Below are 13662 nucleotides of genomic sequence, written 5' to 3'. Positions count from 1 at the left end.
CCGCAGCTCACCGGCGAGGGAGGAAACATGTCGGTTTCCCAGGAGCGGCAGGCACCACCGGATCCCGCCAGGCAGCAAGCGTTCGCCGCCGAGATGGTCGACGTCCTCAACAAGGCGGCACTGGCCCTGCTCACCAGCGTCGGCCACCAGTGCGGCCTGTTCGACACCCTGGCCGGCCTGCCCCCGTCGTCCAGCGCCGGCATCGCCGAGGCGGCGGACCTCGACGAACGGTATGTGCGGGAGTGGCTGGGCGGCATGGTCGTCGGCGGACTCGTCGAGTACGACCCGGCGCGGGACACGTACGCGCTGCCGGCGGAGCACGCCGCATCGCTGACCACGGCGGCGGGCCCGGACAACGTGGCGGCCATGATGCCGTACGTCGCGCTCATGGGCGAGGTCGAGCAACAGGTCGTGCGGTGCTTCCGCAGGGGCGGCGGAGTGCCGTACTCGGCGTATCCCCGCTTCCAGGCGCTGCGGGCCGAGGAGACCGCCCGGATCTACGACCTCGCGCTGGTGGATGTGATCGTGCCGCTGGTGCCGGGGCTGCCCGAGCGGCTGCGGGCCGGCATCGAGGTTCTCGACGTGGGCACCGGGCAGGGCCATGCCCCGCTCGTGCTGGCGAAGGCGTTTCCCGCGAGCCGCTTCCACGGGCTGGACCAGTCGGAGGCCGCCATCGCGACCGCCCGGGCCGAGGCGGCCGTCGCCGGTCTGCACAACCTGACGTACACCGTCGCCGACGCGACCCGGATCACCAGCGAATACGACCTCATCACCGCCTTCGACGTCATCCACGACCTGGCCCGGCCGGCCGAGACGCTCGAGGCGATCGCCCGCGCCCTGCGCCCGGCGGGCACGTTCCTCATGGGCGACATCGCCGCCTCCAGCAGGCTGGAGCGGAACATCGGCCGTCCCTTCGCCCCCGCGCTCTACGGATTCTCCGTCTTCTACTGCATGACGACCTCGCTCAGCACCGGCGGAGCAGGCCTGGGCACGGCGTGGGGCCAGGAGACGGCCGTGCGGATGCTCGGGGAGGCGGGGTTCAGGACCGTAGACATCAAGTCCGTGGAGGGCGACCCGATCAACGTCTACTACGTGGCGACCAGGCGCTGACCAGCTGCACGACTCGTACCTCGGAAAAGGCACTCGGCCATGAACTCCATCGACGAAACGGCTGCCGGCGGTCTGCGCGAGGCACTGCGGGGATCCCTGATCACACCGCAGGACCCCGGCTACGACGCGGCCCGCAGCATCTACAACGCCATGATCGACCGGCGGCCGGCCGCCTTCGCCCAGTGCGTGGACGTGGCCGACGTGCAGACGGTGATCTCCTTCGCCCGGGGCACCGGAGCCGAGCTCGCCGTGCTCGGCGGCGGCCACAGCGGCCCGGGGCTGTGCCTGGTCGACGACGGACTCGTCCTCGACCTGAGGCCGATGCGCTGGGTGAGGGTAGACCCGGAGACGGACACCGTCCAGGTGGGCGGCGGCAGCCAGCTCGGCGACCTCGACCACGCGACACACGCCTTCGGACGCGCCGTACCGGCCGGGATCGTGTCGACCACGGGCGTCGGCGGTCTGACCCTGGGCGGCGGCCACGGCTATCTCACCCGCAGGTACGGCCTGACGATCGACAGCCTGCTGTCGGCCGACGTCGTCCTCGCCGACGGCAGCTACGTCACCGCGTCGGCGGACAACCACCCGGACCTGTTCTGGGCGCTGCGCGGCGGAGGCGGCAACTTCGGCGTGGTGACGTCGTTCACCTTCGGGCTGCACCCGGCGTCCACGGTCGGGGTCGCCGTGACGGTGTGGCCGGTCGACCGCACGCCCGAAGTGCTGCGCTGGTACCGGGAGTTCCTGCCTGCCGCGCCGGACGAGCTCTACGGGTTCTTCGCCCTCCTCGTCGTACCGCCCGGCCCGCCCTTCCCCGAACCGATCCACGGTCAGAAGATGTGCGCCGTGGTCTGGTGCTACACGGGCGACCTCTCCGAGGAGCGCCTGGCGGAGACCTTCGCCGTGGTGAACGAGCCGGCGCCGCCGGCCTTCCACTTCGCCGCTCCGATGCCCTACCCCGCCTTGCAGAGCATGTTCGACGGACTGCTTCCCGAGGGACTGCAGTGGTACTGGCGCGGCGACTTCTTCGAGACCGTCTCCGACGCCGCGATCGAGGTGCACCACAAGTACGGCGAGAACATTCCGACCGGCCTGTCGACCATGCACCTGTACCCGGTGGACGGGGCGGCCCACCAGGTCGATGACGCGGACGGCACGGCCTGGGCCTACCGGGACGCCGTCTGGTCCGGCATCGTCGCCGGCATCGACCCGGACCCCGGCAACGCCGAGGCGATACGGCAGTGGTGCGTCGACTACTGGACCGACCTGCACCCGCACTCCATGGGCGGCTCCTACGTCAACTTCATCGGCCCCGGGGAGAGCCAGGAACGGGTCCGCACCACCTACCGCGGCCACTACGACCGCCTGGCCGCGGTCAAGCGCGCCTACGACCCGGACAACCTGTTCCACGCCAACCAGAACATCCCGCCGGCGCCGGACTGAGCCGCGTCAGCGGCCGGTGTCGTGTTCGCCGATCCAGCGGGCGGCGAGCAGGCCGGAGCCGGCGGTGAGCGCGGCGGCGGCGACGACGGTGGCGTTCAGGCCGAGGGCGTCGGCCAGGACGCCCGCGACGAGGGCACCCACGGCGTAGCCGATGTCGCGCCAGAAGCGGTAGGTGCCCAGCGCGCCCGCCCGCCAGGCCGGGTGCGCGTGGTCGGAGACCGAGGCGATCAGGGCCGGGTAGACCATGGCGGTGCCGAGTCCGAGCGTGACGGCCGAGAGGACGCCCGCCAGGAGCGGGGTGTCCAGCAGGGCGAGGGCCAGGACGAATCCGGCGGCCTGGGTCAGCATGCCGACGACGATGAGCGGTTTGCGCCCGATCCGGTCGGAGAGGTGGCCGGTGGGGATCTGGCCGAGGCCCCAGAGGATGGGGTACAGGCCCTTGACCAGGCCGACGGCGGCGAGGCCGAGACCGTGGTCGGTGAAGAGCAGCGGGAAGACGCCCCAGGTCAGGCCGTCGTTGAGGTTGTTGACCAGGCCGGCCTGGCTGGCGCCGCGCAGGGAACGGTGGTGCCAGGAGGTCCGGGCGAAGGTGGCGGCCAGGGCGGCGCTCTCGCCGGACGGCAGGGGCCTGGGGTGCTGGGCGAGTTCGAGGGCGACGTGCGCGGCGGTGTCCCGCACGACCAGAGCGAGGCCGAGCCCGGCGGCGACGAAGACCACTCCGATGAGTTCCGGGACCGGGCGCAGGCCGTAGGCGGTGGCGAGATAGCCGGTGACCAGGGCGGTGGTGCCGACGGCGGTGTAGCCGGCCGCCTCGTTCAGGCCGGTGGCCAGTCCGCGCCGGGCGGGGCCGACCAGGTCGATCTTCATGTTGACCGTCATCGACCAGGTCAGGCCCTGGTTGAGGCCGAGCAGTACGTTCGCGGCGACGATCCACCCCCAGGACGGCGCCCAGGCGAGGGCGAACGGCACGGGGACGCCGATGAGCCAGCCCGTCACCAGCAGCTGCTTGCGGCGGAAGCGGGCCGTCAGCGCGCCCGCGGCGAGGTTGGTGAGGGCCTTGGTCAGGCCGAAGGCGATGATGAAGGAGAAGACGGCCAGGTCATTGGTCAGGCCGAAGGTGCGGGCGCCGATGAGCGGGACGGTCGTGCGTTCCAGGCCGACGAGGCCGCCCACGCAGACGTTCACGACGACGAGCAGCGTGAACTGCACCCAGTTCTCGCGCAGCCCCAGCCGAACGGGCGCGGCCTCGGAGTCGACGGTCGTGCTCACCGGGCGGCGCCCATGGTGAGCCGGCGGCCGTGGGCGGCGGCGTAGTCGCCGGGGCTGCCGTTCAGCACGGTCAGGTCGGTGCGGCCGGCGCGCTCCAGCACACTGGCGGCGGTCATGGCCCGCTCCCCGTGCCCGCAGGCCACCACCGCACCCCCGGGGACCTCGGCGGTGTGGGCGGCGAGGGCGCCGAGTTCGAGGTGGACGGCGCCCGGGACGTGTCCGGCGGTGTACTCGGCCGTCTGCCGGACGTCGAGGTACGGGGCGGCCGGCGCCTGGTCCGGGGTGACGAACGCGGTGGCCGAGGTGGGAAGGCCGGCCTCCTGCCAGGCGGTCATGCCTCCGAAGAGACGGCCGGCGAGCCGCTCGTAACAGATCTTGTACGCCTGCCACACGATCTCCGAGAGATCCTGGTCCTCTTCGGTGACGAAGGCGATGGGATCCCCGGCGGGCAGCAGCCAGCCCAGCCAGGTGGCGAACGTGCCGCGCAGCGGGATGGAGATCGACCCCGGTATGTGGGCGGCGGCGAAGCGGGCGGCGGGACGGACGTCGACCACATGGCCGCCGTCGGCGAGCAGCGCGCGCACCCGCTCGGTGTCCAGGGCGGGCAGCGTCGGTGTGGCGGTCAGGACGGCGGGGCCGCGCCGGTTGAGTGCGGCGAGCCGGTCGAAGTAGGCGGGATAGCTGCCGAGGCTCGCGATCAGCCGGGACACGAAGGTGTTCTCGTCGGGCGCGGCGAGCAGCGGGTTGGCCCGCTTCTCGGTGCCGATGGTGGTGGTGCGTTCGGCGCCGGGCGGAGCCGAGCAGAACGAGCCGGCTCCGTGGGTGGGCCACACCGCGGTCTCGTCCGGCAGCCGGGTCAGCCGCCGCAGGGAGCGGTACTGCGCACGGGCCAGCTCCTCGGTGCGTGAGGCGCCGAGCAGGTCGGTGCGCGCGGCCGAGTTCACGATCAGCGAGCCGCCGGTGAACACCCCGAGCGGGCGGGCGCCGTCCAGCAGCAGGAAGGACAGGTGTTCGTCGGTGTGCCCGGGGGTGGCCAGGGCCCGCAGCGTCAGCCCGCCCAGGTCGACCTCGTCGCCGTCCGCGAGGCCCTGGTGCGGGAAGACGCGACGGCCGGCTGCGGAAGCGAGCACGGCGGCGCCGTGGTCGTGACCGAGCTGGACGGCACCGGAGAGGAAGTCGGCGTGCAGATGGGTGTCGGCCGCGAACGCCACGCGCAGCCCGCGCCGGTCGGCGGCGGCGCGCAGGGCGCGCAGATCGCGGCTCGCGTCGACGGCCAGGGCACGGCCGTCGCCCAGGTCGACGAGGTAGGCGCTGTTGCCCAGTCCCTCGTCCACGAGCGGAATCAGATGGTCCTCAGCGAAACCCATGGCCGTTCCTCCGACATTCGGTACTCCCCTGTCACCCCGCATCCTCTACGATATTCCATGGATATATGGAGGATGTGCATGGCGGAGACCACGGCAACCGGCTCCAAGGCGGAGCTGTACGACGCGTTCGCGGCCAGCGGCAAGGCGCTGGCCAGCGGAAAACGTCTGGAACTGCTCGATCTGCTGGCCCAGGGCGAGCGGACCGTCGACGCCCTCGCGAAGGCGGCCGGGCTCAACCTGACGACCGCGTCGGCGCACCTGCAGACGCTAAAGCAGGCCGGATTCGTCGCCACCCGCCGGGAGGGCGTGCGCATCCACTACCGGCTGGCCGGCGACGACGTGGCCCGGCTGTTCGCGCTGCTGCGCAAGGTCGCCGAGAAACACCAGGCCGCCGTGCCGGCCGCCCGCGACGCCTACCTCGGCGACGACGGTGCCGTGGAGGTCGGCCGCGAGGAACTCCACGCCCGCGTCGCGGCGGGGGACGTGGTGGTGCTCGACGTGCGACCGGTGGAGGAGTACCGCGCCGGGCACATCCCCGGCGCGATCTCCATCCCGGTCGGCGAACTGGCCGACCGCATCAGCGAGTTGCCCGAGGACACCGAGATCGTCGTGTACTGCCGTGGCGAGTACTGCGTCCTCGCCTACGACGCGGTCCGCCTCCTCACCGACCGCGGACGACGGGCCATCCGACTCAACGACGGCATGCTCGAATGGCGCCTGGCCGACATGCCCGTGGACGCGGCGGAGCCGACGTGAGCGAGGCACTCCCGGCGCGTCCGGGGCCGGCCCACCTGGACTGAACGCCGCTACGCCTGCGCCGCGGTCCTCTGCCGCTCGCCCGCGGCCTCGGTGTCCGCGCCGGGTCAGGGCGTCTACCGCTTGGCCGGGACGATCTGACGGCCCGTGAGGCTCGTGGGCCGGATCGACACCCACATCTCGCGCTCACCGCCGGCGAAGGGCGGGGTGTGGGCCTGCCGCGCGAGGCTGCGGACGGTGTCCGGGTCCGTCACGACGGTCGCCGGGCCGACGGCGAGGACACTCCACCCCTGGCCCAGAGCCTCGTCCAGGTGATCGACCTCGAAGGCGACCTCCCGTTCGGCGGCCGCGGCGGCCACGGAATCGGGCGCCGTCCGGTAGACGATGGCGTCGTCGACGACGTCGTAGTTGACCGGTATGACCGCCGGGCGGCCGTCGGACGTCGTCACCGAGACGCGGCCCACGCCGTACGCGGAGATCAGCGTGCGGCATTCCTCCGGGGAGAGGTCGCGCAGCTCGGGATGGAGCAGGGCGTAGCCCTGACCAGGTGGCAGATCGATGCCTCCGCCGCGCAGGGCGGCGACCGTGGTGCCGAGCGCGTCGGCCAGTCTGACGAGCGTCGTCAGGGTCGGGTCGGCGGGCCGTTCCTCGAGGTACGCCAGATAGTCGGGCGACATCCTGGCGCGGCCGGCCGTCTCCTCGCGGCTGAGGCCCTGCCTCTCGCGTTCGAGGGCCACGCGCCGGCCGATGTCGCCGGGGTTGGCCGCCCCTCGCGGTGGGACGGCGGGGGACACGGCGGTCGCTTCACCCGTGACCTGCCGTGGCTCGTGCGGGGCCGCGGCCTGCTCGTGGTGCAGCGGACGGATGTGCGCGTCGGGTCCCGGGAACACCAGGGTCACTTCGTCCGTGTCCGACCAGCGCACCTCGTAGGGAGGCGTCCCGTCCTGGTGGTGGAGCCCGACGATCTCGCCGTCGCGCCGGGCGGCACCGGTCGCCGGACTTTCCACGATGAGCTGGTCGCCGAGGTGAGCTCGCATGATCGCCGCCCTCTCCGCAGAATCGTGCTCTCTCCAACGTGCCACGCGGGACACAGCGCCGCATCGGGGGCGCGAACCCTGGCGCGGCACAGGTTCACACGGGCCGTGCAGAGGGCTGACGGCTGCTCTGCCCGGGCGCCTCCACCGCCCGCATGTCGCGTTCGGCGGCGCTGAGCAGCTGATGGGCGAGGTCGACCATGGCCCGGCCCGCCGCCAGTTCGTCGCCGATCTCCGGCACGTTCGCGTCCGCCGGATGGCAGCGCGCTCTTCCGTGGGCGGAGAGGGCGGTGCCGCCGGCCTCCAGCACCGCATCTGCCTTCGTCGTTCCGTCGTCGTCCTCGAAGAGGTGGAGACGGACCTGCCACTGCGTCGTGTGCGACATGACGTTCCTCCTCGTCCCGGCGAGCCGCTGGTCGGATTCCCCGCTCCCTCCCACCGTCGGTCGGTGGCGGCCTCAGGGCCCAGGGCCGAACGTCCCTGGGGGACCGGCGTCCGGCCCCGGGGAGACCGACCGGACGCCCGCTCGGGCCGTCTGCGCGGCCCGGTTCACAGTCGGCACCTGTCTGAGACGATGAACGGGCGGGTTTCCCGGGAGGTGACGGGTATGCCGCCTCGGTTCCGGCTCACGCTGCTGGGCGTGGGCGCCATGGCGTCCCCGCGTTTCGCCCCGGCCGGACTGCTGCTCGCCTACGGCCGCCGGCGCGTCGCGTTCGACGGCGGGCCCGGCGCGGAGCCGCCCGAGGGCCGGCTGGACGCCTGGCTCGTGACCGACGAGCACGCCGAACTGCGTTCCGCCCTGCGGCGTCTCGCCGCCGAGCGCGGCCTGGTGCCGCGCATGGCGGACGCGGACTTCGGCGAGCTGCGCATCCGCGCGCTGCCGGTCGCGCACACCTCGCATCCCACCTGCGGTTACCGCATCGAGGGAGAGCCTGGGGCGGTGGTGTGGGCACCGGAGTTCTGGGCCTTCCCGGCCTGGGCCGCGGACGCGGACCTGATGTTCGCCGAAGCCTCGTCCTGGAACCGCCCCATCCGCTTCCGCGGCGGGGTGGGCGGGCACGCCCCCGCGCGGGACGTGGGCGCCGAAGCGGCCCGGAACCGGGTCGGACGCCTGGTCTACGCGCACATCGGCCGCCCCTGCCTCCGGGCCATGGACGCCGGTCTGACCCCCGAGCACGGAGAGTGGGGCCGTGAGGGCCGTACGTACGTCCTGTCCACAGCCCACCGCACGCGCTGATCGCCATGGATCCGCCCGCCATGGCGGCTCCGGATCCGCAGCGTCCGCCCGGCTGCGGCCAAGGGACCGATCGGCCCGGCGTGACCGGCCGCATGGCTCTGTCGGCGCGCGGCCGCACCGGAGATGCTGCGACCGTGGGGCTGAAAGGCCGGTCACGAGAGGCGGAGACCATGTCCGGAACCGTCACGGCAGGCATCGACGGCTCGCCCGAGAGCCGGGCCGCGGCCGAGTGGGCGGCGCGCGAGGCGCTGCTGCGCCGCCTGCAGCTGAAGATCGTGTACGTCAGGGAGCCGGTGCCCAGGCGCCTGGCCCAGAACCCCCTGCTGGACCCCGAGGCCTACCGGCACTGGGCCGAGCAGACGGTGCAGGAAGCCGCGGAAGGCATCCGGCTGCGTCACCCCGGCCTCACGGTGGTCACCGAGCAGCTCACCGGAACCGTGGCCGACATCCTCTGCGAGGCGGCGGGGCCCGCCGAACTGCTGGTGCTGGGCTCACGGGGCCTCGGCGGGATCGGTGGATTCCTGGCCGGCTCGGTGAGTCTGGCCGTCGTGGCCCGCGCCGAGCGCCCGGTGGTGCTGGTGCGGGCGGACGAGCGGGCTGCGGACGAGCACAGGACGGATCCCGCGGGCGTGCCGTCCGCCGCGACGCCCTTCCGGCCCGTCGTGCTCGGTCTCGACATCGACGATCCGGACGACACCCTGCTGGAGTTCGCCTTCGAGGCCGCCGTACGCCGGAAGGCCCCCCTGCGGGCCGTCCACAGCTGGCCCGAGCCACCGACTTCCTTCTACCGCTTCGCCGGCGACGCCGAGCTCTACGACTCGCTCGCGCGCGGACAGGCCGAGCTGCTGAGCAAGGTGCTGCGGCCCTGGCGGCAGAAGTTCCCGGACGTCGAGGTGATCGAGTCGAGCCGGTGCGGCAGTGCCGCGCAGAATGTCGTAGAGGACTCCCGCGACGCCTCGCTGGCCGTCGTCGGCCGGCGCATCCGCACCGGCTTGTTCGGCGACCGGATCGGGCATGTCACGCACGCCGCCATCCATCACGTGACGGCCCCCGTCGCGGTCGTCCCACACAGCTGATCCGGCCAGTGGCCCCGGCAAGGGCCATGCGGCCCCCTGACAGGGGCGCCACACCGGCGCCGCCCGAGAGGCATGACCGGGACCGGACGCCCGGTACGAGGAGGCAACCGTGGACGAGCGAATCGCGGTACGGAGCCTGATGGATGCCGCTCCGTACTCGATCGGTGAGGACGAGAGCGTGCTGATGGCCTGGGAGGTCATGGAGAGGTCCGAGCAGCGTCAGCTCCCGGTGGTCCGCGGGGACGGCTGCTGCGCCGGGGTCCTGGACCGCGCCGAACTCGCCGTGGCCTGCGCCGCCGCGGCCGTGACGCTGTCCCGCCGCACCGTGCGCGAGCTCGTGCACGCCCGCCGGACCGTCACGGTCCACCCCGAGGAGTCGATGCTCCGGGCGGCAGCCGTGATGACCGAGGAACACCTCGACGCCCTGCCGGTCACGGATCCGCGCGGACGGCTGGTCGGCCTGCTCACGGCCCGGGACTACGTGGCCGCCGCCGCAGGCCTGCGCACCCCCGCCGAGACGGTCAGCCGGAGTCCCGAACGGGCCACCCTGGACGGGCTGCCGCCCCGCCACGCACCACAGGCGCGCGGCATCCCCATTCCGTAGCCGTTCCGCTCACCGGGCCGTTCAAGCGGCCGCTCACTCAGAAAGGAAGGCTGACGTCATGGTCTGGGCATCATGGACCACCCCCGGAGTCTTCACCGGCCGGGGTGGCGCACGAACCAACGAGGCGGGAATCGTCGTCGGCGACCTGACCGTCCACACCACCTGGGACGGCAACGAGGCCGACGTGGCGGTCCAGTACACGGGCACCTCCGAGTGGTTCACCCTCTCCGGAAGCCCCGTGCCCTGCCGTTCCGAGGTGCTGAGCCGGCAACTGCACCAGGCCGCCGTGGAAGCGGTCAAGGCGGGCGGCGGCTCCACCGTCCCCCACCTCTGAGCATCCGTACATGCCGGCCCCCAAGTGCCCCGGGCGTAAATGCGATTGCCCCTCCGCCGCCGGGTGCGCATCCTGCTGGGATGCGCTTTTCCGTCAACATCCCGAACTTCGGCGACTTCGCCGATCCCCGTAACGTCGCGATCGTGGCCGCCGCCGCCGAAGAGGCGGGCTGGGACGGGCTGTTCGTCTGGGATCACGTACTGCACCGACAGCACCAGGGCCGTCCCTTCGGGGACCCCTGGATGCTGCTGACCGCCGCAGCGCTGGCGACCTCCCGGATCCGGCTGGGCACCCTGCTGACGCCGGTCCCGCGTTACCGTCCGCAGCAACTCGCCCGCCAGGTCGCCACCCTGGATCACCTCAGCGGCGGCCGGGTGATCTTCGCCGCGGGCCTGGGAGGCCCGATCGAGGACGAGTACGGCAGCTTCGGCGATTCCACCGATCCGCGCCTCCTTGCCGAGCGGCTGGACGAGGGACTGCGGCTGTTGCGGCGGTTCTGGTCCGGCGAGCCGGTGGACCACCACGGCCCGCACTACGAGGTGCGGGACGTGGCGCTGGTGCCCGCCACCGTGCAGCGGCCCGGTCCGCCGGTGTGGATCGGCGGGTTCTGGCCGCGCCGCCCGCCCATGCGCCGGGCGGCGCGGTGGGACGGCGCGGTGCCGCTCTTCGAGACGGCCCGGCACGGGCACGTACCGGATGCGGCGGAGGTACGGGAGCTGGTCGGCTATGTGCGCGAGCAGCGTACGGCCGGACCCGAGCAGCCCTTCGAGTTCGTGCTCGGCGGTGCCACACCCCCGGAACCGGCCAAGGCCAGGGACGTCATCGGTCCGCTGTACGACGCCGGCGCCACCTGGTGGGACGAGCGACAGGTGCAGACGGGCCCCGACCTGGACCGTCTGGCACCGGTGCTGCGCCGCATCGAGGCGGGCCCGCCGCAGTTCTGAACGGCCGCCCCGCCCCCGCCGCAAGACCCTCCCTCGAACCGTCTTCATCGTCGCCTTGCCCGAGGCGCGAGGGGTCCCGTCACGCCGTGAGCCTCCGCGAGGCCTCCGACGCGGCGTTTCCGGCGGCCGTGCCGAGGGGGCCGCCGGCGCACAGGACGGTCATGGCGATCGCGGCGCGTTCAGCGGGGGCGAGCCGTTCGGTGCGGGCGTAACCGAGCGCGCAGGGAGATCCGCTGCGGGAGCCCGCAGCGAGCGACTCGGCGCCCCCTTGGACAGCCCGTGGCCTGGCAGGCCGCGGACTGTCCGACAAGGCTCTGACGGCCGCCCGTTGTTTCGCTACGGCTTCCGGGCGAGCCCGCCGTGCTCGGCGACGATCTCCGGGGTGGGCGAGCCGGGCTCCGGACGCCACTGCGTGACCGAGACGACGCCGGGCTCGATGAGCTCCAGGCCGTCGAAGAACGCGGTGATCTGGTCGACCGTGCGCAGGTTGTACGGGACGGCGCCACTGTCGTTGTAGGCGTCCTGGGCCTGCTCGAAGACCGGGTCGATGCCGCGTGAGCCGTCGTTGACGGAGAGGTAACTGCCCGACGGCAGGGCGGCCATCAGCCGCTCGGCGATGGAGCGGGCCTGGTCGTAGTCGGCGACGTGGCCCAGGATGTTGCTGAGGATCAGCGCGACGGGGCGGTCGAAGTCCAGTGTCTCCGCGGCGGCCTCGAGGATCCGTTCCGGAGCGGTCACGTTCGCATCGATGTAGGCGGTCGCGCCCTCGGCCGAGGAGTAGAGCAGGGCGCGGGCGTGCGCCAGGACCATCGGGTCGTTGTCGACGTAGACGATCCGCGCCTCGGGGGCGAGCCGTTGGGCGACCTCATGGGTGTTCTCGGCGGTCGGCAGGCCGGTGCCGACGTCCAGGAACTGCCGGATGCCCGCCTCATGGACCAGATAGGTGATGTTGCGGCGCAGGAAGGCACGGCTGCTGCGGGCGATGGTGACGATGCCGGGGAAGACCGCGGTGTACGCGTCGCCGGCCTGCTCGTCGACGGGGTAGTTGTCCTTGCCGCCGAGCCAGTAGTTCCAGATACGGGCGGAATGCGGCACCGACGTGTCGATCTTCTGGCCCATCGCCGTCTCGGGCGTCGTCGCGGGGTCGGTCATGAGTCGTGTCCGTCTTTCGTGAGGGCGTGTCAAGGCGTGGATCACTCACCGCACAACCTACGTCCGAACGCTCGCCTTTCGCCTGTGAGTTCGGGTTACTCCCCGGCGGACAGTGCCGTGGGGTCGGCCGGGCGAGAACCCCCGGGGCATGGTGTCCCGGGAGTTCTGCGCGGTCCGGACGGTCCGTTTCGCGTGGTGTCACCCGAGCTGGAACGTCGCCTCGACCGGGTAGTGGTCGCTGGGAGCGTCGGTGTCGATCTGGCCCGTGGTCCAGCCGGGCTGCGGGTCGAAGTCGACCTTGACGGTGGACATCGCGGCCGGCGACGGGCGGCCCGGCGCGTCGAGATAGCCGATGTAGTCGAGGTCGTCCCGGTAGTCCTTCGGGAAGGACTCGATGCCGGACATGTACTGGCACCAGGCGGAGACCGGGCAGTCCGTGGTCCTCAGGGTCTGGCCGGGGTCGGCGGCCGGGGTGCCGAGCACGCCGTTCACCGCGGTCCGGGCGCCTGCGTAGTCACCCCGCGACCGGCCGCCGTAGTACTCCACGTTCAGGTCTCCGCCGATCAGCACCGGCGCCGTCGAGCCGACGATGCCGTCCACCCAGGTGCGGATCTCGCCGAGCTGCGCGAGCCGGGTGGACTGCGTGGTGTCCGTGGAGGTGCCGGACTCGTCGGCCTGCAGGTGGGTGCCGACCACCCAGCTCCGCACACCGTCCTTCTCGATCCGCACCAGTGCCGCGCCCTTGTTGGCGTGGTAGTCCCAGGTGCCGTAGGTGGAGTTGGCGAAGACGTGGGCGTACTGGGCGGTGATCGGATACTTGGAGAGGATCATGGTGCCGCCGTTGATGACGAACCAAGAGTCGGAACAGTCACCGCTGATGCCCGTCCAGCCGCCGCCGGAACAGCTCCGGCCGACGACGGGGGTGTGGTACGGGTAGAGGTCGGCGAGCTTGCCGACGATGTCGGCGGTCGAGCTGTTGTTGAAGTCCTCGTCCAGCACGACCACGTCCGCGCTGTGCTTGCGGATGATCGACTCGATGGCCGGGGTGCGCTGCGCGGCCCTCTCGTTCTGGGTGCTGTCGACGATCGCGGTGCCGAGGTCGACGTTCCACGCGAACACCGAGAGGCCGGTGCCGGTGCCCGCGTTCGCGGTGGGCGCCGCGTAGCCGCTGAAGCCGAGCAGCAGAGCTGCCGCCGCGGAGGTGAGGGCGGTAGCGGTACGACGCGAGACCATGCGCTCTCCTGGGGAAGTGGGTCGTCCCTCGGCCGCGACCGTACGGTTCGGTCGCGTACATGACAGCGCGACTCTAGAGTGCTCGCCGCTATGGCCGGGGGAACTT

At 72.4% G+C, this 13662-nt stretch carries 14 protein-coding genes; 8 read left to right on the top strand and 6 right to left on the bottom strand.

Annotated features, from left to right (window positions below; genetic code table 11):
• Nucleotides 1-27: 27 nt before the first annotated feature.
• Nucleotides 28-1110 carry a class I SAM-dependent methyltransferase gene (locus ACQPXS_RS05360; protein WP_433447413.1) on the top strand — a complete coding sequence of 361 codons (1083 nt, stop codon included), beginning with the start codon at nt 28-30 and terminating at the stop codon, nt 1108-1110.
• A 39-nt stretch (nt 1111-1149) separates the two neighbouring features.
• Nucleotides 1150-2550, top strand: coding sequence for an FAD-binding oxidoreductase (locus ACQPXS_RS05355; protein WP_433447411.1), 1401 nt, complete (start codon nt 1150-1152; stop codon nt 2548-2550).
• 6 nt (nt 2551-2556) lie between these two features.
• Here ACQPXS_RS05355 and ACQPXS_RS05350 read toward each other — a convergent pair whose 3' ends face one another.
• Both ACQPXS_RS05350 and ACQPXS_RS05345 read right to left on the bottom strand, forming a co-directional pair.
• The gene (locus ACQPXS_RS05350; RefSeq protein ID WP_433447409.1) at nt 2557-3819 is read right to left on the bottom strand and encodes an MFS transporter; all 1263 of its coding nucleotides are present in this window, start codon (nt 3817-3819) and stop codon (nt 2557-2559) included.
• Nucleotides 3816-5186 (bottom strand): MBL fold metallo-hydrolase, encoded by a 1371-nt coding sequence (locus ACQPXS_RS05345; protein WP_433447407.1) that lies wholly within the window; start codon nt 5184-5186, stop codon nt 3816-3818. The genes ACQPXS_RS05350 and ACQPXS_RS05345 overlap by 4 nt, the downstream gene beginning before the upstream one ends.
• Before the next feature lie 78 nt (nt 5187-5264).
• On the opposite strand from ACQPXS_RS05345, the gene ACQPXS_RS05340 reads away from it, so the two are divergent.
• Complete coding sequence (locus ACQPXS_RS05340; protein WP_351801453.1) at nt 5265-5942, top strand: ArsR/SmtB family transcription factor; 678 nt, start codon at nt 5265-5267, stop codon at nt 5940-5942.
• Nucleotides 5943-6058: 116 nt separating this feature from the next.
• Here the strand turns inward: ACQPXS_RS05340 and ACQPXS_RS05335 are convergent, their stop codons facing one another.
• Nucleotides 6059-6979 carry a DUF1918 domain-containing protein gene (locus ACQPXS_RS05335; protein ID WP_433447405.1) on the bottom strand — a complete coding sequence of 307 codons (921 nt, stop codon included), beginning with the start codon at nt 6977-6979 and terminating at the stop codon, nt 6059-6061.
• 94 nt (nt 6980-7073) lie between these two features.
• On the bottom strand, nt 7074-7361 hold the full coding sequence (locus ACQPXS_RS05330) for a DUF1876 domain-containing protein (protein ID WP_433447403.1): 288 nt from the start codon (nt 7359-7361) through the stop codon (nt 7074-7076).
• A 222-nt stretch (nt 7362-7583) separates the two neighbouring features.
• Here ACQPXS_RS05330 and ACQPXS_RS05325 point away from each other — a divergent pair, with 222 nt between their 5' ends.
• The 5 genes from ACQPXS_RS05325 to ACQPXS_RS05305 all read left to right on the top strand — a co-directional run bounded on the left by ACQPXS_RS05325 (nt 7584) and on the right by ACQPXS_RS05305 (nt 11171).
• Nucleotides 7584-8213, top strand: coding sequence for a hypothetical protein (locus ACQPXS_RS05325; RefSeq protein ID WP_433447401.1), 630 nt, complete (start codon nt 7584-7586; stop codon nt 8211-8213).
• A gap of 170 nt (nt 8214-8383) precedes the next feature.
• Nucleotides 8384-9289, top strand: a complete 906-nt coding sequence (locus ACQPXS_RS05320; RefSeq protein WP_433447399.1) for a universal stress protein — start codon at nt 8384-8386, stop codon at nt 9287-9289.
• A 109-nt stretch (nt 9290-9398) separates the two neighbouring features.
• A complete protein-coding gene (locus ACQPXS_RS05315; RefSeq protein ID WP_351801443.1) occupies nt 9399-9893 on the top strand; it encodes a CBS domain-containing protein in 495 nt (164 codons plus the stop codon).
• 58 nt (nt 9894-9951) lie between these two features.
• Nucleotides 9952-10227 (top strand): hypothetical protein, encoded by a 276-nt coding sequence (locus tag ACQPXS_RS05310; RefSeq protein WP_351801441.1) that lies wholly within the window; start codon nt 9952-9954, stop codon nt 10225-10227.
• Between the two features lie 80 nt (nt 10228-10307).
• The gene (locus ACQPXS_RS05305) at nt 10308-11171 is read left to right on the top strand and encodes an LLM class flavin-dependent oxidoreductase (protein ID WP_433447396.1); all 864 of its coding nucleotides are present in this window, start codon (nt 10308-10310) and stop codon (nt 11169-11171) included.
• Nucleotides 11172-11507: 336 nt separating this feature from the next.
• On the opposite strand, the gene ACQPXS_RS05300 is transcribed toward ACQPXS_RS05305, so the two are convergent.
• Both ACQPXS_RS05300 and ACQPXS_RS05295 read right to left on the bottom strand, forming a co-directional pair.
• Nucleotides 11508-12323: an SAM-dependent methyltransferase gene (locus ACQPXS_RS05300; protein ID WP_433447394.1), complete on the bottom strand. Its 816-nt coding sequence runs from the start codon at nt 12321-12323 to the stop codon at nt 11508-11510.
• Between the two features lie 198 nt (nt 12324-12521).
• Entirely contained in the window at nt 12522-13556 is a 1035-nt protein-coding gene (locus ACQPXS_RS05295) for a sphingomyelin phosphodiesterase (protein WP_433447392.1), read from the bottom strand.
• Nucleotides 13557-13662 lie beyond the last annotated feature (106 nt).

Source organism: Streptomyces sp. CA-142005 (genome assembly GCF_050942335.1).
Taxonomy (GTDB): domain Bacteria; phylum Actinomycetota; class Actinomycetes; order Streptomycetales; family Streptomycetaceae; genus Streptomyces.
Note: the sequence above shows the minus strand (reverse complement) of the source record. Positions and strands in the feature narration are given on the sequence as shown.